Annotated in this window: 15 protein-coding genes and 7 tRNA genes; 17 read left to right on the forward strand and 5 right to left on the reverse strand. The window is 48.3% G+C overall.

Going from position 1 to position 17304, the window contains the following annotated elements:
* Positions 1 to 7: 7 nt before the first annotated feature.
* Positions 8 to 478, forward strand: coding sequence for a YchJ family protein (locus ACN0TT_RS13240; protein ID WP_417762664.1), 471 nt, complete (start codon positions 8 to 10; stop codon positions 476 to 478).
* Here the strand turns inward: ACN0TT_RS13240 and ACN0TT_RS13245 are convergent.
* The 3 genes from ACN0TT_RS13245 to ACN0TT_RS13255 form a co-directional block, all read right to left on the reverse strand.
* Positions 475 to 2661, reverse strand: coding sequence for an EAL domain-containing protein (locus ACN0TT_RS13245; protein WP_417762626.1), 2187 nt, complete (start codon positions 2659 to 2661; stop codon positions 475 to 477). The two genes, ACN0TT_RS13240 and ACN0TT_RS13245, sit on opposite strands and share 4 nt — an antisense overlap.
* A 131-nt stretch (positions 2662 to 2792) precedes the next feature.
* Positions 2793 to 3083: a DUF406 family protein gene (locus ACN0TT_RS13250; RefSeq protein WP_417762627.1), complete on the reverse strand. Its 291-nt coding sequence runs from the start codon at positions 3081 to 3083 to the stop codon at positions 2793 to 2795.
* A gap of 72 nt (positions 3084 to 3155) precedes the next feature.
* Positions 3156 to 3644, reverse strand: a complete 489-nt coding sequence (locus ACN0TT_RS13255; protein ID WP_417762628.1) for a VC2046/SO_2500 family protein — start codon at positions 3642 to 3644, stop codon at positions 3156 to 3158.
* Between the two features lie 126 nt (positions 3645 to 3770).
* Here ACN0TT_RS13255 and ACN0TT_RS13260 point away from each other — a divergent pair.
* The 3 genes from ACN0TT_RS13260 to ACN0TT_RS13270 all read left to right on the forward strand — a co-directional run bounded on the left by ACN0TT_RS13260 (position 3771) and on the right by ACN0TT_RS13270 (position 4105).
* A tRNA-Tyr gene (locus ACN0TT_RS13260) sits at positions 3771 to 3855 on the forward strand.
* Positions 3856 to 3895: 40 nt separating this feature from the next.
* Positions 3896 to 3980, forward strand: a tRNA-Tyr gene (locus tag ACN0TT_RS13265).
* 40 nt (positions 3981 to 4020) lie between these two features.
* Positions 4021 to 4105, forward strand: a tRNA-Tyr gene (locus ACN0TT_RS13270).
* A gap of 227 nt (positions 4106 to 4332) precedes the next feature.
* Here the strand turns inward: ACN0TT_RS13270 and queE are convergent.
* Entirely contained in the window at positions 4333 to 5001 is a 669-nt protein-coding gene (queE, locus tag ACN0TT_RS13275; RefSeq protein ID WP_417762629.1) for a 7-carboxy-7-deazaguanine synthase QueE, read from the reverse strand.
* 382 nt (positions 5002 to 5383) lie between these two features.
* Between queE and queC the strand changes: the two genes are divergently transcribed.
* Positions 5384 to 6100: a 7-cyano-7-deazaguanine synthase QueC gene (gene queC / locus ACN0TT_RS13280; protein WP_417762630.1), complete on the forward strand. Its 717-nt coding sequence runs from the start codon at positions 5384 to 5386 to the stop codon at positions 6098 to 6100.
* Positions 6101 to 6114: 14 nt separating this feature from the next.
* Positions 6115 to 6693: a rhombosortase gene (gene rrtA / locus ACN0TT_RS13285; protein WP_417762665.1), complete on the forward strand. Its 579-nt coding sequence runs from the start codon at positions 6115 to 6117 to the stop codon at positions 6691 to 6693.
* 320 nt (positions 6694 to 7013) lie between these two features.
* Here the strand turns inward: rrtA and uvrB are convergent, their stop codons facing one another.
* Positions 7014 to 9041, reverse strand: a complete 2028-nt coding sequence (gene uvrB / locus ACN0TT_RS13290) for an excinuclease ABC subunit UvrB (protein WP_417762631.1) — start codon at positions 9039 to 9041, stop codon at positions 7014 to 7016.
* Between the two features lie 839 nt (positions 9042 to 9880).
* Between uvrB and ACN0TT_RS13295 the strand changes: the two genes are divergently transcribed.
* The 11 genes from ACN0TT_RS13295 to nth all read left to right on the forward strand — a co-directional run bounded on the left by ACN0TT_RS13295 (position 9881) and on the right by nth (position 17182).
* Positions 9881 to 9956: transfer RNA gene (locus ACN0TT_RS13295), tRNA-Asn, on the forward strand.
* Positions 9957 to 9976: 20 nt separating this feature from the next.
* Positions 9977 to 10052 (forward strand) — tRNA-Asn (locus tag ACN0TT_RS13300).
* A gap of 20 nt (positions 10053 to 10072) precedes the next feature.
* A tRNA-Asn gene (locus ACN0TT_RS13305) sits at positions 10073 to 10148 on the forward strand.
* A 20-nt stretch (positions 10149 to 10168) separates the two neighbouring features.
* A tRNA-Asn gene (locus ACN0TT_RS13310) sits at positions 10169 to 10244 on the forward strand.
* Positions 10245 to 10459: 215 nt separating this feature from the next.
* Entirely contained in the window at positions 10460 to 11038 is a 579-nt protein-coding gene (gene rsxA, locus ACN0TT_RS13315; RefSeq protein ID WP_417762632.1) for an electron transport complex subunit RsxA, read from the forward strand.
* Positions 11039 to 11051: 13 nt separating this feature from the next.
* Entirely contained in the window at positions 11052 to 11594 is a 543-nt protein-coding gene (gene rsxB / locus ACN0TT_RS13320; protein WP_417762633.1) for an electron transport complex subunit RsxB, read from the forward strand.
* Positions 11595 to 11600: 6 nt separating this feature from the next.
* On the forward strand, positions 11601 to 14138 hold the full coding sequence (gene rsxC, locus ACN0TT_RS13325; protein ID WP_417762666.1) for an electron transport complex subunit RsxC: 2538 nt from the start codon (positions 11601 to 11603) through the stop codon (positions 14136 to 14138).
* Positions 14138 to 15184, forward strand: a complete 1047-nt coding sequence (rsxD, locus tag ACN0TT_RS13330; protein ID WP_417762634.1) for an electron transport complex subunit RsxD — start codon at positions 14138 to 14140, stop codon at positions 15182 to 15184. Before rsxC ends, rsxD begins: the two co-directional genes overlap by 1 nt.
* Before the next feature lie 14 nt (positions 15185 to 15198).
* On the forward strand, positions 15199 to 15837 hold the full coding sequence (rsxG, locus tag ACN0TT_RS13335; protein WP_417762635.1) for an electron transport complex subunit RsxG: 639 nt from the start codon (positions 15199 to 15201) through the stop codon (positions 15835 to 15837).
* A complete protein-coding gene (locus ACN0TT_RS13340) occupies positions 15834 to 16529 on the forward strand; it encodes an electron transport complex subunit E (protein ID WP_417762636.1) in 696 nt (231 codons plus the stop codon). Before rsxG ends, ACN0TT_RS13340 begins: the two co-directional genes overlap by 4 nt.
* Before the next feature lie 11 nt (positions 16530 to 16540).
* On the forward strand, positions 16541 to 17182 hold the full coding sequence (nth, locus tag ACN0TT_RS13345) for an endonuclease III (protein WP_417762637.1): 642 nt from the start codon (positions 16541 to 16543) through the stop codon (positions 17180 to 17182).
* The last annotated feature ends 122 nt before the right edge of the window (positions 17183 to 17304 follow it).

Here is a 17304-nt window from a genome sequence, read left to right on the forward strand (position 1 = left end):
CATGACCATGTCACTTTCTGCGGCCGCTAACTGCCCATGTCATAGCGGCTCAAGCTATGGCGAATGTTGCCAACCGTTTCATATTCATCACAATGCAACCTCTCCCGAACAGTTGATGCGCTCGCGCTATACCGCATTTGTGTTGCAGTTATTCGATTATCTGTTGTTGACTCATGCCACGGATTATCGCGCCGAACTCACGGAGCAAGCGCTAGCAGAAGCGACTCCTGAACAGTGGCTTGGCCTACAAGTGTTGAGTAGTGAGCAAGATGAAACCGAAGGGCAAGTACATTTCTGCGCATGGTTTAAAGATAATGGTCAGGTGGGCGCCATTCATGAAGTGTCACAGTTCTGCCGCGAACAAGGGCAATGGTTCTACACCACAGGGGAACAACTACCGGTGAAGATACCAGGGCGAAATGAGCCATGTATTTGTGGCAGTGGTAAGAAATTCAAACAGTGCTGCCTAAAGCCTTAATGCAGCACCGCCTCTTTAGCGTTCTCTATAAACATAGAAAATTCCGCTTCACGTAACGCCGGACTGTATAAAAAGCCTTGCGCTTGATGGCAGAGATTTTCCGTTAGGAACGTCTCCTGTTCGGTGTTCTCCACCCCTTCCGCCGTCAATGAAATATTCAACGCCTTCGCCATCGCAATGATAGCGCTGACAATTTCACGACTTTGGTGGCTGATGTTCAAGTCAGTGATAAATGAACGGTCAATTTTCAGTTTGCTGATCGGGAACTGCTTGAGATAACGCATAGAGCTGTAACCCGTGCCGAAATCATCGATGGCTAACCCGACACCTAACTCAGCCAATTCTTGGCACAAGTTAGTGGCATAACGAATATCTTCCATCAACTCAGTTTCAGTAATCTCTAGAATTAAACTTCGAGGCTTCAACGGATAACGATTCAGCAAATCCCATACCTGTTCGTACAAGTTGCTGCTAAAGAACTGCCGCGCAGACACATTCACATGCATCGATAGATTGATATCGTGATGCTGCCACAGGTACAGCTGTTTACAGGCCGCTTCCAGCACCCATGAGCCAATGGCATTGATCAGCCCGGTTTGCTCAGCAAGGTCGATAAACGCCCCAGGGTACAACACCCCTCTTTTGGGATGATGCCAGCGGATTAACGCCTCAGCTCCAATATAGCGTTGAGTTTGCAGATCTTTTAGCGGTTGGTAATAGAGTTCAAACTGACGTGTACGAATGGCGTGGTTGAGATCCCGCTCCAACTCCGCGTCATCCTTAAAGGCATCCAATAACGTCGAAGTAAAAGTCTGGATGGGCTGTCCTTGCTTTTTCTTAGCGCTTTGCAAGGCGATATCTGCACACGTCAGTGGTGACACCGTACTAGCAACTTTTGAGATATCGACGATCGCAATTGCTGGTCGTACTTCCACCGATTCACAACCAAAAGAAACCGGATGAGACAGCTGTTGATGCAGCTTTTTAACTACCATTGATAACTCAGGCACTTCAGGACTATGCAGCAGCAAAGCAAACTCATCACTGCCCACACGCGCACTGATGTAATTATCACCAAAATGAGAACTGGCAAAACTGCGTAACCGACGGCCGACCTCGACCAACATCTCATCGCCCTGCTCATGACCATAAGTGTCGTTATACCGCTTAAATCCCATGAGATTGACCATGACAAGCCAACCTTCAGCCATCCGATCCAACGCACGCGTAAAGTAAGGACGATTATATAATCCGGTCAAATTACAGTGCCATGCCAGATGTTCGAGCTCTAGCTGACTCTGGCGAATGTCGGTGTAATCTTCAGCGGAAATCAGCGCAAAATGGTTGCCACGAGGGGTTTCAAACTGACTGGCAAAAAACTTAATCCACACTTCATTGCCAGCTAGATTGTTGAATGAATACATGCCTCGCACATAATCACCGCTACACAGTTGCGATAATGTCTGCTTGGCTTCACGCGGATGTTCCTTGAAGTAGACTAATTCGTACAGACTTTTACCAACGATTTGCGCTGGGGCAATGCCAGTAATTGATTCGTGAGCAGCGTTAACGTATTCAATTCGCCCTTGGTGTAAATCAACCAACATGGTGATTTGGCGCGAATTATCGATGGCCGACTGAAATAAGCTCAGCATTTCATCTTTTTGATAAGCGTCATTGGTGGCCAAGGTTAACGCCAGTTGATCGGCCACATGAGTCGCGATATCAATTTCGGCGTTATCCCAAGGAGGCATCTGCATGGTACGTTCGAGACTAAGCACGCCTTCGATATGCCCGTTGATACGGATAGCGACGTCTAAACAGCGACCGATATCGTTTGGAATAAGGTAATCACGCTGCAACTCAATCAAGCGCATATCATTGGCTGCATCATTAGCATTAATATGCAAATGCTTACGCAACTCGGCGATATACATTTCCATATCTGCCAGATGCTTTGGCCGTTCACATGCGACAGGATGACCTGCTCGCGCTACAGCAAACTGAATATGTTGATCCTTCGACCAAGACCAAATGCTGACCTGATTAACTTCAAGTTGTTCGCTAAGCAATCGAGTTGCTAACTTAGCCGTCTCTATAAAGTTGCCGGTTTGCTTGGCCTCAGAATTCGTCAGCGACTCCAGTAACCGTTGAAACTTCTCACGATTAACGCCTATTGCCAAACCAATCACCTATATCCCACTGCCCTATGGAAGTTATTTTATTACCACAGCAGATTACACAGCACCTACTGTTGGCGCAATAAGTTTAATATTTACTTACATTTAACACTTTTTAGTAGGTATCTGTTTTGCTAAGGCAAATTGTGCTGTAGCTGAAATATCATCTTTTCAGCGCTACAACCAAACTCAATATTAAGCTGAACGTCATTACCCTGTTGTTGTAATTCAACCACAGCATCAGCAAAACGCTGCGTTGCTTGTTCCGCTAACATCCCCGCTTCTGCTCTGGCATTATCACCGCTTAAATTGAGTTGTAATTTGGTGTCACCTTCTTCAACCACCGCACCTATATCGACAAAACTACCGCATTCAGCGCAGGTATCGTTGACTAAACTGCTTTGTGCATCTTGGATACTTTTCATGACTTGCTCCAGCCGTAAACAGTAATAGGTGTGATTATATGCTGATTAGCTGCGCAAAGACTGTGGTTTAATTCACGCTGCGATACTCTTATTGAGCCACATACGCTGTTCGGTAAGCTGATCTGCAAAATCAGGCACTTGTGGCAGTACATTAATAGCGGTGCCAGCATAGCGACTACGACTATGCAGATCCAAATTTTCAATCACTTCGCTCATTTCCATCGAATGCTCACCACGGATCACTAACGCTTCGGGTCGCAAACACTGCTGTAGTCGAAATGCGGTAGCGCCTTGCTCGGCAAAAGTGGCGCTGTTATCAGTCACCACAGCATCAGTCGCCAAATTAGCTAAAAGCGGCTCAGTTGGGGGCAATTCAAACTGTTTGTGCAACTGCTGTTCGGTTGAGCCCCCATCCTGCAGATGGAATTGTGGCCAATCACACGCATCTTGCGATAGCAATGCCAACAGCAGACCAAAATCACCACGATGATTTTGATCAACGGCTTGATGCAGCTTAGGTGCAAGTTGTAACTCATTAACAATGACTGGCGTAGTTTGCATAAAAAAACATCAGAAAAACAATCTGTTGTTATTTAATCGACCAGTTGGAGAGGAACTTTAGCGTTTTTTTAAAATTCGGGCTTTACATGAAATCTGTCTATGTATACTATTGCCGCCGCTAAATGAGGAGGGGTTCCCGAGTGGCCAAAGGGATCAGACTGTAAATCTGACGGCTCCGCCTTCGAAGGTTCGAATCCTTCTCCCTCCACCATTTTGCAACGGCTAGTAATGATGTGTTTTGAATAAGCACTGGAGGGGTTCCCGAGTGGCCAAAGGGATCAGACTGTAAATCTGACGGCTCCGCCTTCGAAGGTTCGAATCCTTCTCCCTCCACCATTTTGCAACGGCTAGTAATGATGTGTTTTGAATAAGCACTGGAGGGGTTCCCGAGTGGCCAAAGGGATCAGACTGTAAATCTGACGGCTCCGCCTTCGAAGGTTCGAATCCTTCTCCCTCCACCATTTTCTCTTGTTATTTCCTACGCTTTTCTTCTTGCTGTTATTAATACCATCTTTGCTCGATTACATAGTCAGCATATTGTCGCGCCTTCATTTCGTTGGCGACAGTACGTCTACCAACAGATAAAACATCAATAAAAAACGACATCCACACTAGGCCGATGTCGTTTCATGCTGCTCTCACCCTGCTTCACCAAGCTTGGCTTAACCATGACGACTGCTGCGAGTAATCAGTCGATCTGTAGATATTTGTGTGTTTGTACTGACAAACGCCAGTTGCGCTCAATGCACACTTTCATGGCTAACTCAGTAGCGCGCGCCTTTTGGCTGATCGGCTGTAAACAGATGGTTTTTCCATCGGTATCAATTTGCGCTAATAACTCATCAAGCTGCTCAATGTGTAATGCGGTTGCGACTGGGTGTTTTATCTCATTGGCGCGCACCAGTGCTGATGCCAGCACGGGTAATTTTCCTTGCATCGCGACTTTAGGTGATACGGTGACCCAAGTCGCTTCCGCACACTGCACCTCAAATGTACCACTGGTTTCAATTTGCGTGGTATAACCCGCAGCATGCAACGCTTCGGTAAGCTGTCGCAGATCATACATGCAAGGTTCACCGCCTGTAATCACCACATGCTTGGCGGTAAATTGCTGTTTAGTGAAGCCCTCAATAATCTTTGCCGCCGAGAGTTCTGACCAACGGCCAATTTCGCCGTCAGTCTGAAAAATCACCCCATTTTCCACTTGATTTGCAGGCAGTAATTCCCAAGTTTGCTTGGTGTCACACCATGGACACCCGACCGAGCAACCTTGTAAGCGCACAAATAACGCAGGTACACCGGTCCACTGACCTTCGCCTTGAATCGTTTGGAAAATCTCGTTGACTGGATATTGCATGTACTAACCTCTTTTCGTTGCGGCGCACTTTATAGAAGATTTCAGCGCTAAACGCAATGCAGCTGTGGCTTGGAACTGTTGACCTTTGTTGATTATTTTGCAGCAAGAAGAGCGCAATTTAGACAAGACAGCTGATGTGCCGTGTCGTCATTCTCCACCGATACGGATAAATCCCGCGCTATCGCGGCCTGAAGGGTTCATTTAAATGCAGGCTGAACTTTGTTGCCTCCAGTTTGCTTAGTTGACTAAGCGTCACTGGCTGCGCCTTGCTCATAATGCACTCAATTTGAACAACAATTAAACACCAAAGATCAACACACTCTAGGGCTTATCAGGCTTTTACGCTAAACTAGCGCCAATTTTAGTAAGTACATTAGCCAATATGACAACAGCGACAGCCAACAACCAACGTAAAGCCATTATTGTATTCAGCGGCGGCCAAGACTCGACCACCTGTTTAGTACAAGCACTTGAACAATATGATGAAGTGCATGCGATCACTTTTGATTACGGCCAACGTCATAAAGCCGAAATTGAGGTGGCACAACAGGTGGCGGCGAAACTTGGGGTCGCAAGCCACAAAGTGCTTGATGTTGGTCTGCTTAACGATTTAGCAATCTCTGCCCTCACCCGCGATAATATTCCGGTATCAAATGAGCTGATGGACAATGGATTACCGAATACCTTTGTGCCCGGTCGTAATATTCTATTTTTAACGCTGGCAGGCATTTACGCCTATCAAATTGGTGCCGAAGCGGTGATCACAGGCGTATGCGAAACCGATTTTTCCGGTTACCCAGACTGCCGCAATGATTTTGTTATCGCACTCAATAAAGCCTTAGAGCTCGGCATGGATCGGCCGCTGAATCTCGTCACTCCTTTGATGTGGTTAGATAAAGCTGAAACCTGGGCACTGGCAGATCATTATGGCCAGTTAGATTTAGTCCGTCACCATACGCTCACCTGTTATAACGGCATTAAAGGCGACGGTTGCGGCGAGTGTCCAGCGTGTAAGCTACGTCACCAAGGGCTAACACACTACCTCGATAACCAAGCCGCGGTGCAGCAACAACTGCAGCAGAAGATGTCCCGCGCATGAGCGTAAACGGCTTGATGACTCGCTTCCCACCGCTGTGGCGAGTCATCTTTGGATTATCTTTGTTATGCGTAGCACTACAAGGCGCAGATTTAACGGAAAGCTTAGCCTATCAGCGCGCTAACATTGCTGATGGTGAGCTATGGCGGCTATTGACCGGTAATTTAATGCATACCAACGGGTGGCATCTGTTGATGAACCTCGCTGGCTTGTGGGTTGTCACTTATATCCACCGCATGCATTATCGCGCCAGAGGTTTGCTACTATTGCTGCTAATGCTCTGCTTGATGCAAGGCATCGGTCTTTATCTGTGGGTTCCGTCGCTGTTGGGTTATGTTGGCTTAAGCGGCGCATTGCACGGCTTATTTGTGTTTGGTGCGTTAAGTGACATTGGCAGAGGTTGGCGCTCGGGATGGCTATTGCTTATCGGCGTCAGTGCCAAAGTCATTTCTGAACAAACCTTAGGTGCGAGCAACGAAGTCACCGCTTTGATTGGTGCCCGCGTAGCAACAGAGGCCCACCTCATCGGTTTAATTAGCGGAATCGTGCTATTTGTCCTGTTCCGAGGCTATGGTTATTGGTCAAATAAAATCTAGCTGCTGTTGCCGTTTAACATTTAATTTTTCAAGAAAATAAACGTGTTGTTAGTGGGTCATTCGGCCACCGAGGCTTAGATTCCATGCCGTGCGAGAGGCGTTTAATCGCCCCGTTGGCATGTAGCCAAGCACCATTGGGTTAGCGTGAGTCGCTGGTTGTGAGGAGTGACTAAGCGGCATCTTACGCTGCTTGCCTAAGTCTTATGTGGTCGGCGGCAAAAAACATTTAACAAAGTCCCACCGCCGTTAGCTTCCTAATAAAAATAACGCCGCAGATAGTGAGTCGGCGGCGTTGTTGATGGCATAGCACTAAGCAGCAACTATCCCATACGTTTTAGCTGCTCATTCAGGCCAGCAATTTCGTCCCGCAGTGCTGCGGCTTCTTCAAACTCGAGATTGCGCGCGTGTTCATACATACGTTCTTCCATTGCGGCGAGCTCTTTGGTTAATTCGGCAACGTTACCGTGATAGCGCGCTTTTGGCTCAGCAACACGGCGAACATCGCGAATGTCATCATTCGTTGGCATATCGCGCTCTCGGCTGTCACCAATATCCATCACATCAGTAATGCGTTTCACCACCCCACGCGGCACAATGCCATTCTCAAGGTTAAACTGATGTTGTTTCTCACGGCGGCGCGCGGTTTCCCCCATCGCTTTATTCATCGATGCCGTGATTCTATCGGCGTACAAAATGACTTTACCATTCACGTTACGTGCAGCACGGCCGATGGTCTGGATCAAGGAGCGCTCAGAACGTAAGAAGCCTTCTTTGTCAGCATCAAAAATACACACCAGTGATACTTCAGGCATGTCGAGGCCTTCACGCAGCAAGTTAATACCCACCAGAACATCAAAGATCCCTTTACGCAAATCACGAATAATTTCGACCCGCTCTACGGTATCCACGTCAGAGTGTAGATAGCGCACTTTAACGCCGTGCTCGTCGAGATATTCCGTTAAATCTTCCGACATGCGTTTGGTGAGCGTCGTTACCAACACGCGCTCATTTACCGCTACGCGCTTCGCTACTTCAGACAGTAAGTCGTCAACCTGAATCGCCACTGGGCGCACTTCGATTTCAGGATCGAGTAATCCGGTTGGCCGAACAACCTGCTCGGCAATCTCGCCGTCACTGCGTTCAATCTCATAACTGCCCGGTGTGGCAGACACATAAATGGTCTGTGGCATCAGCGTTTCGAACTCTTCAAACTTCAGTGGCCGGTTGTCGAGTGCTGACGGTAAACGGAACCCATATTCCACCAGCGTTGTTTTACGCGAACGGTCACCTTTATACATAGCGCCGATTTGTGGCACGGTAACGTGTGATTCATCAATAATCATCAGACCGTCATCGGGTAGGTAATCCAACAATGTTGGTGGGCCTTCGCCAGGGGCGCGACCTGACAGATAACGTGAGTAGTTTTCAATACCAGAACAGTAGCCCAGCTCCATCATCATTTCGATGTCGTACTGCACTCGCTCAGTAAGGCGCTGCACTTCGACTAATTTATTAAGCTGCAGCAGTTGCTCACGCCGCTCACGTAGCTCTTCCTTTATTTGCTCTGCAGCCGCTAGAATCTTTTCTCTCGGTGTTACGTAGTGCGTTTTAGGATAGACCGTGGCCCTAGCAATTTTTTTGGTGACATGTCCCGTTAGTGGGTCAAACAGCGACAGGCGATCGATCTCTTCGTCAAACAACTCTACGCGAATTGCATCTCTATCCGATTCCGCTGGAAAGATATCAATGACTTCACCGCGAACGCGGAAGGTGCCGCGCGCCAACTCAATGTCGTTGCGAGTATATTGCAGCTCGCTTAATCGCTTGAGAATATCGCGTTGATCAACAATATCGCCTTGTCGCAGATGCAATAGCATCTTCATGTAGGAATCGGGATCGCCCAAACCATAGATTGCCGATACCGAAGCCACCAGCACCACATCACGCCGTTCTAACAATGCCTTAGTGGCTGACAAACGCATCTGCTCAATATGGGCGTTAACCGACGCATCCTTTTCAATAAAGGTGTTGGTGGATGGCACATAGGCTTCGGGCTGGTAATAGTCGTAGTAAGAAACGAAATACTCTACCGCGTTATGGGGAAAGAACTCTTTCATTTCGCCATACAGCTGTGCAGCCAAGGTTTTATTGGGGGCCAAAATTATGGTGGGTCGCCCTAAGTTGGCGATCACATTGGCGATGGTGAACGTTTTGCCCGATCCCGTCACCCCTAACAAGGTTTGGTGGGCTAAACCAGCATCTAATCCATCCACTAATTGTTGGATGGCGGTAGGCTGATCGCCCGCTGGAGAATAATTGGACTCAAGTTTGAAAACAGTGTCGGACACAGTAACAGCTCCTTTTAACTTGGGAGCATTGTAATCAGCTCCCGTTATAACTGCTACCACCACGCCAAACTTCCGCTAAATTTCTGGCCTAGGATTGTTAGCATTTCAGAACAACCATAAATGATCGCGATCAATGCTTTGGCTTGATTTTCGCCAAAATCAGTTAAACTGCCCCAATTTAATGCACAACGCAGAAATAACGATCTTCAGTAAATAGTCAGTTATGTAACAAATGCCTTTTGCATAGTCTTGACTTTTCTAACATATTGATATTATTTAAATTTGCTTTTATTAAAAATTTTTGCGCAAATTAAGACTATCGCAGTCTCCACAAGGGTTTGCGTGCCATTTGTACCTTTAACTCACAAGGTTATCCACAGAAATAGTGGATAAGTACCGCTAACCCCGTAGCCATGCGGGATTGCAAAATCGACACCTTTGCCACCGCACACCTCTCTACAAAAAAAATCTTGAAGACGCTCACTCTACCTCTAACTAATTAGTCGAGGATCGACATAAATGCCGATCGCCAACGCCCTGCTTCGGTGCAAGATAAATTTCTCTTTATGGGATAAACGCTCAAGCTTTAGCCCCAATGCTGTAATTCAGCTGATCTTTTCAAATTCAATAACAACATATGTAGTGCCAATATTGATATAGAAGTTGTGCTTAGCTGTTATTTTTTATGCATTATTCGTCATTAATTGGCCGATTTTATTCGTTATGCGCACAAGATAAGCAATCAACAACTAATTCGCGGCTTTTTTTGAAAAGGCGAGTTGACTCATTCCAAAGAGCGTTTTACTATGCGCTCCGTTCTTAAGCGAGACGCTTGCGATTCCCCAGTAGTTCAGTCGGTAGAACGGCGGACTGTTAATCCGTATGTCACTGGTTCAAGTCCAGTCTGGGGAGCCATCTTAAGCGTTACAATCTGTTCCCCAGTAGTTCAGTCGGTAGAACGGCGGACTGTTAATCCGTATGTCACTGGTTCAAGTCCAGTCTGGGGAGCCATCTTAAGCGTTACAATCTGTTCCCCAGTAGTTCAGTCGGTAGAACGGCGGACTGTTAATCCGTATGTCACTGGTTCAAGTCCAGTCTGGGGAGCCATCTTAAGCGTTACAATCTGTTCCCCAGTAGTTCAGTCGGTAGAACGGCGGACTGTTAATCCGTATGTCACTGGTTCAAGTCCAGTCTGGGGAGCCACGCTACGCCAACAACTCCCCCTCTGCTAGTTTTAAAAATCCCATTCAGACCTTAGGTACAGCTCAATACAACAAGTTGTTTTTATTGTCGCAATTATTTGGTTTATTTCGGGCCAACTGTTGGTAAATAACGCTAACCCCTGAATTCTATGTGTTGTTTATCGCTGCCTAAATGCCGATAATAAGCGTCTTGCGAAATAACCAAATTGCGTTGCAATGACTGAATATTTATTGCTGTTGGTCGGCACAGTACTGGTCAACAACTTTGTATTAGTGAAATTTCTTGGCTTGTGCCCGTTTATGGGCGTATCAGGCAAGCTTGAGTCTGCCCTCGGGATGGCGATGGCCACCACTTTTGTACTGACGTTGGCCTCTATTTTAAGTTACTTAGTCAATCAGTATTTGTTACTGCCATTTGACCTAACTTACTTACGCACTATGAGTTTTATTCTGGTGATCGCTGTCGTGGTGCAATTTACCGAGATGGTCGTGCAGAAGACCAGTGCCTCCCTTTACCGCGCTTTAGGTATTTATCTGCCACTGATCACCACCAACTGTGCTGTGTTAGGGGTTGCACTGCTTAACGTCAACGAAAAGCACAACTTATTGCAAAGTGCCGTGTACGGCTTTGGTGCCGCGGTCGGTTTTTCTTTGGTGTTGATCCTATTTTCTGCCATGCGTGAACGCTTAGCCGCCGCCGACGTGCCAACGCCATTTAAAGGCGGGGCTATTGCGATGATCACTGCTGGACTTATGTCACTGGCCTTTATGGGCTTTACCGGCTTAGTGAAATAATAGAGAGGCACAGATGTTAACAGCTGTAATTTTATTGACACTGCTGGCCTTAGTGTTTGGTGTCATTTTGGGGTTTGCCGCGGAAAAGTTTCGCGTTGAAGGCAACCCGATTGTTGATCAAATTGAATCACTGCTGCCACAGACCCAATGCGGTCAATGTGGCTTTCCAGGTTGTCGCCCATATGCCGAAGCGATTGCTAACGGCGAGAAGATCAATCGTTGCCCTCCTGGTGGTACCGCCACCATGGAAAAGCTGGCTGATCTCATGGGCGTTGAACCTGAGCCTTTAGCGGAAGAAGCCCAAGAACAGATAAAGAAAGTGGCCTATATCCGTGAAGAGGAATGTATCGGCTGCACTAAGTGCATTCAAGCCTGTCCGGTAGATGCCATTGTTGGCGCAGGTAAACTGATGCATACCGTGTTAACCGTCAATTGTACCGGTTGTGATCTATGCGTTGAGCCCTGCCCTGTTGACTGCATCGATATGATCCCTGTGGCACAAGACACACGTAGTTGGGATTGGCGCTTAAATGCCATTCCAGTGAAAACTTTGTAATTGGGGATAGCGCTCTTGAATCTTATCGACATTATTGATCAAAACACGCTATGGCCGTTGGCTGGTGGTATTCATCCGCCGCAGATGAAACAGTTATCCAATCAAACGGCGATTGCTCGGCTACCGCTGGCCGAAGAATATTGGATACCACTACCTCAGGTAGGTGATTGTGCCTTGCTCGCAGTTAATGTTGGCGACCACGTTCTCAAAGGCCAAGCGCTAACCCAAGCGGCTGGCGCTATGTATTGTGCGGTGCACGCGCCAACCTCAGGAACAGTCACCCATATCGAGCCCCGCGCCAGCAATCATGCTTCTGGCCTACCGCAGCTTACCTGTGTTATTGCAGCTGATGGCGACGATAAAGAAGTGAGTTACGACGCCGCTACACTCGCCGAGCTGAGTAAAGAACAAATACTGCGCCGTATTCGTGACGCAGGCATTGCAGGCATGGGCGGCGCCATGTTCCCTAGCCACATCAAGCTTAACCCAGCGAATACTATCGATTTGCTGATTATCAACGGCGTGGAGTGCGAGCCATACATTACCTCTGACGATCGCCTAATGCGTGAACACGCCAAGGGGATTGTCGCTGGCATCGAAATTATTCAACACCTAGTGCATGCTAAGCGGATTGTCATCGCGATTGAAGATAATAAGGCGGAAGCCGCCGCCAGCATGACTACCGCCGTAGCACAACACAATACGTTAAAAGCGCTGACCAGTGTTCGCGTTATTCCCACTAAATATCCGTCTGGCGGTGAAAAACAATTGATCCAGATCCTCACGGGACAAGAAGTACCATCGGGCTCTATTCCTGCAGAACTCGGCATAGTGGTGCATAACGTCGGCACATCTCTAGCCATTCGCGATGCAGTGTTGGCAGGCAAGCCGCTGCTCGAACGCGTTGTTACGGTGACGGGCGGTAATCTGACACAAAACGCCAACTACTGGTTGCCAATTGGTACCCCAGTCAATCACGTATTACGCCAGTGCGGCATCAAAGATACCAACACTGCCGAGGTGATTGTTGGTGGACCGATGATGGGCTATACCCTCTTCGATGCCGCCGTGCCCGTACTCAAAGGTACCAACTGTTTACTGGTCCCAAGCAGCGCTGAGCTTACCCATCCACAGCAAGAGCGCGCTTGTATCCGTTGCGGAGAGTGTGCCCAAGTATGCCCAGCAGATTTACTGCCGCAACAGCTTTATTGGCACGCCAAAGCACAGGAATACGACAAAGCGACTGCGTTTAATTTACAGGACTGTATTGAATGTGGTTGTTGTGCCTACGTCTGCCCATCTGATATTCCCTTAGTGGAATACTATCGCGTAGCCAAAGCTGCTATTCGCCAAGCGAAGGCTGACAAAGTACAAGCTGATCAGGCAAAAATTCGTTACGAAGCCCGCATCGCCCGCTTAGAGCAAGAGAAGCAGGAACGTGAAGCCAAAGCGCGTGAGGCGGCTGAACGCCGCAAAGCGAGCATGAGTGGCAATGAAAAGGATGCCGTTGCTGCTGCACTGGCACGTGTAAAAGCCAAAAAGGCGGAACAAGAGACTAGCGAACAGGCGAATACTCCAACTGCAGCGACCGATGATAAGCAATCACAAGTTTCCGCTGCCATCGCGCGCGCTAAAGCCAAGAAAGCTCAACAAACAGACGACACTGCTGGTGCCGATTCAACGGACACTGCTGCCGCTAACGATAAAAAGTCACAAGTTGCTGCCGCCATCGCTCGCGCTAAAGCTAAAAAAGCACAGCAAGCCGGCGACACGGCTGCAGCCAATTCAACGGACACAGCTGCCGCTGACGATAAAAAGTCACAAGTTGCTGCCGCTATTGCGCGCGCTAAAGCCAAAAAAGCCCAGCAAGCTGGCGAGGCAGTGCCAGCAGAAGCTAGCAGGACACCAACCGCGAGCGAAAGCGCAGAGAAACCAGCAAGTGATAAGCAAGCACGTATCGCCGCCGCAGTCGCCCGAGCCAAAACAAAAAAAGCACAGCAAGTAGACTCGTCGACAACGAGTGCTGAGGCAGAATCATCTGCCGCCGATACCGAAGCCACTCAGTCACCTGACACCAATACGGAAGCAACTTCAAACGAAGTGGATACCAAGCAAGCACGTATCGCCGCCGCAATAGCGAAAGCAAAAGCTAAGAAGGCACAGCAAACAGAGTCGTCGGTAGCGAGTGTTGAGGCAGAATCATCTACCGCCAACACCGAAGCGCCCCCGTCAACTGACAGCAACACCAAAGCAGCGCCAACCGAAGTGGATGCCAAACAAGCCCGTATCGCCGCCGCAGTTGCGAAAGCAAAAGCCAAGAAAGCGCAACAATCCGACGCCACGGCCGCAGAAGCTGGTGAACAGCAACAGGGTTCACCTAGCGCTGCCGAGCCTACACATACTAGCACCACGGCTGAAGTCTGCCCTCAAGCAGAAACTTCAGCAGAGCCAACAGCAGCGGATGCCAAAAAAGCACGCGTTGCTGCGGCGATTGCCAAAGCTAAAGCCAAGAAAGCACTCGCTGATAAGGAGAACCAAGACTAATGGCCTTTAAAATCGCATCATCTCCCCACATTATTCGGCCATTACAGACCAGTACCGTGATGCAACGCGTACTACTTTGCGCCCTTCCCGGCTTTGCGGTTCAGATTGCCTTCTTTGGTTGGGGCACACTGTTTCAGGTGTTGCTCGCCATGCTTACAGCAGTTGCGACCGAAAGTGCAGTAATGAAATTACGCCAGCGCACCGCCGCCAGCGCCATTAGTGATAACAGTGCGTTGCTGACTGCGTTGTTGATTGGTGTTGCGGTTCCACCGTTGGCGCCATGGTGGCTAACCGTTATCGGTACCGCATTTGCGATTGTTATGGTTAAGCAGCTGTATGGTGGATTGGGCAACAACCTATTTAACCCTGCGATGGCAGCTTATGTGGTACTTTTGATTGCCTTCCCCGTGCAAATGACCTCATGGGTTGCGCCAGTGGGTGCATCCGCTCATGCGCCTGCTTTTTTTGAAAGCTTAAACGTGATTCTAGCGGGCACTCAGATCAGTGTTGCTGACAGCTTCCAGCTCAGTGTCGACGGTTTTACCATGGCGACCCCTCTCGATACGCTGCGGACCGACTTATCACAAGGCCACTCGATCAGCGAAATCCTACAAAAACCGGCGTTCAATGGGATCGCCGGTGCAGGTTGGTTCTGGGTTAACCTCGCCTATCTACTGGGCGGATTAGTCATGTTAAAGCTTAAACTCATCCGTTGGCACATCAGTGCAGGTGTGTTGGGTGCGTTAACCGTGTGTGCCGCTATAGGCTGGTTATGGCAACCAGCAACGCATATCAGTCCACTACTGCATCTATTTAGCGGTGCCACCATGTTAGGTGCTTTCTTTATTGCGACAGATCCTGTGACAGCAGCGACCAGCAATAAAGGACGACTAATCTTCGGTGCATTGATCGGCGTACTGGTTTACGTGATCCGTAGTTACGGTGGCTACCCAGATGCTTTCGCCTTTGCTGTATTACTGGCGAACCTCACCGCACCGTTGCTTGATTACTACATCAAGCCTCGTACCTACGGTCACCGCGATTAATCTGAGAGGCAATAGTGAAAAATAGCATGTTAAAAAATGGCTTATTGCTGGGGGGGTTCGCCTTGGTGTGTTCAGCGCTTGTAGCTGGCGTAAACTTGTTTACCGCCCCTCAAATTAGTTATCAGCAACGGCAGCAGCTGTTAGGCACACTGCATCAGATTATTCCTGATTCAATTCATGACAATGATCTTGCCGCTTCATGCCGTTTGATCACCGCACCTGACGCATTAGGCACTAGCAATGCGATGCCGGTGTACGTCGCCACCAAGTTAGGTGAACCTCAAGCTGCTGCACTGGAAACCTTTGCACCGGATGGCTATAACGGCAATATTCATATTATCGTTGCCGTTAACAATGAAGGCGTTGTGTTAGGTGTTCGTACGCTTGAGCAGCAAGAAACGCCCGGTCTTGGCGATAAAGTCGACTTACGTAAATCGTCTTGGGTTGATGGTTTTGCTGGTAAGTTATTTGATCTGAACAATCTTAAAGCATGGTTTGTCAAAAAAGATGGTGGCGCCATTGACCAATTTACCGGTGCAACAATCACCCCTCGCGCCTACACCAAAGCACTGCGCAATACGCTAAGTTACTTTGTGGCCAACAAACAGCAAATTTATGCGAGTTCCACCCCATGTGAGGAGGGAAAACAATGAGCCAATATAGCGAGATAGCCTTTCAAGGACTATGGAAAAACAACCCAGGCTTAGTGCAACTCCTTGGACTGTGCCCCCTACTGGCAGTAACCGCCACAGTCACCAATGCTTTAGGCCTAGGTTTAGCCACTATGGTGGTGTTGATTGGCTCCAACGTGCTGGTATCATTGATCCGTGAATTTGTCCCCAAAGAGATCCGCATTGCCGTATTTGTGATGATCATCGCCGCCCTAGTGACAGTCGTGCAGTTACTGATTAACGCTTACGCCTACGGACTGTATTTGTCGCTGGGTATTTTCTTACCCTTGATTGTGACCAACTGTGTCATCATCGGCCGCGCAGAAGCCTTTGCTTCGCGTAATAGCGTGGCTAAGGCAGCTTTTGACGGCCTGATGATGGGCGTAGGCTTTACCTTAGTATTAATCGTCCTCGGCGCAATTCGTGAAATTCTCGGCCAAGGAACGCTGTTTGATGGTGCAGATCAATTATTAGGACCTTGGGCAGCGGGCTTGCGCATCGATTTATGGCATACCGATACCTCTTTCTTATTAGCGATGTTACCGCCGGGCGCATTCCTCGGTATGGGGCTGCTTATCGCGCTAAAAAACGTCATTGATAAAAAGCTGGCAGAGAAACAACCTAAAACGATAACAGCGCCGGTGGAGCGTGCTCGCGTTACCAAAGTGAATTAATTGGATCTCTTGTGAATAAAGATAAACGTCGTCAGATATTAGAACGCCTGAGAGCGGAAAATCCGCATCCAAAGACCGAACTGAACTATAGCAATCCGTTCGAGCTGTTAGTGGCTGTTACCTTGTCAGCCCAAGCAACCGATGTAAGTGTGAATAAAGCGACAGATAAGCTGTTTCCTGTTGCTAATACACCGTCAGCGATTGTGGCGCTGGGTGTAGACGGACTCAAGCAATACATCAAGACTATCGGCTTGTATAACAACAAAGCGGTTAACGTGGTCGCTCTATCACAAATATTGCTCGATAAGTATGATGGCGAAGTGCCAGAGAACCGCGAAGCGTTGGAGTCGTTACCTGGTGTAGGCCGTAAGACCGCTAACGTGGTGCTGAATACCGCATTTGGCTGGCCGACGATTGCAGTAGATACCCACATTTTCCGCGTAGCTAATCGTACTAAATTTGCTGTTGGCAAAGACGTAGTGGAAGTGGAAAACAAGCTGTTAAAGGTGGTTCCCACCGAATTTAAAGTCGACGTACACCATTGGCTGATCCTGCATGGCCGCTATACCTGTATCGCTCGAAAGCCGCGATGTGGTAGTTGTATTATTGAGGATCTATGTGAATTTAAAGACAAAATTTACCCGGATGAGTAGCAATAATAAAGCCGCTCTTGAGCGGCTTTATTGTTTTAGCGATAACGTGATGTTAGAAAATTTGTGCAATCATAATCGCAAAAATCACTGCAATCGCCGCTACGGTACCCAACGACCATTTT

The organism is Shewanella sp., from assembly GCF_048265805.1.
Classification (GTDB): domain Bacteria; phylum Pseudomonadota; class Gammaproteobacteria; order Enterobacterales; family Shewanellaceae; genus Shewanella.

What these genes read in the sequence shown, in the direction of transcription:
- queC (WP_417762630.1), top strand. Translation starts at nt 5,384, where the DNA reads ATGACAACAGCGACAGCCAACAACCAACGTAAAGCCATTATTGTATTC.
- rsxA (WP_417762632.1), top strand. Translation starts at nt 10,460, where the DNA reads ATGACTGAATATTTATTGCTGTTGGTCGGCACAGTACTGGTCAACAAC.
- ACN0TT_RS13340 (WP_417762636.1), top strand. Translation starts at nt 15,834, where the DNA reads ATGAGCCAATATAGCGAGATAGCCTTTCAAGGACTATGGAAAAACAAC.
- ACN0TT_RS13250 (WP_417762627.1), bottom strand. Translation starts at nt 3,083, where the DNA reads ATGAAAAGTATCCAAGATGCACAAAGCAGTTTAGTCAACGATACCTGC.
- rsxB (WP_417762633.1), top strand. Translation starts at nt 11,052, where the DNA reads ATGTTAACAGCTGTAATTTTATTGACACTGCTGGCCTTAGTGTTTGGT.
- rsxD (WP_417762634.1), top strand. Translation starts at nt 14,138, where the DNA reads ATGGCCTTTAAAATCGCATCATCTCCCCACATTATTCGGCCATTACAG.
- queE (WP_417762629.1), bottom strand. Translation starts at nt 5,001, where the DNA reads ATGCAATATCCAGTCAACGAGATTTTCCAAACGATTCAAGGCGAAGGT.
- rrtA (WP_417762665.1), top strand. Translation starts at nt 6,115, where the DNA reads ATGACTCGCTTCCCACCGCTGTGGCGAGTCATCTTTGGATTATCTTTG.
- ACN0TT_RS13255 (WP_417762628.1), bottom strand. Translation starts at nt 3,644, where the DNA reads ATGCAAACTACGCCAGTCATTGTTAATGAGTTACAACTTGCACCTAAG.
- ACN0TT_RS13240 (WP_417762664.1), top strand. Translation starts at nt 8, where the DNA reads ATGTCACTTTCTGCGGCCGCTAACTGCCCATGTCATAGCGGCTCAAGC.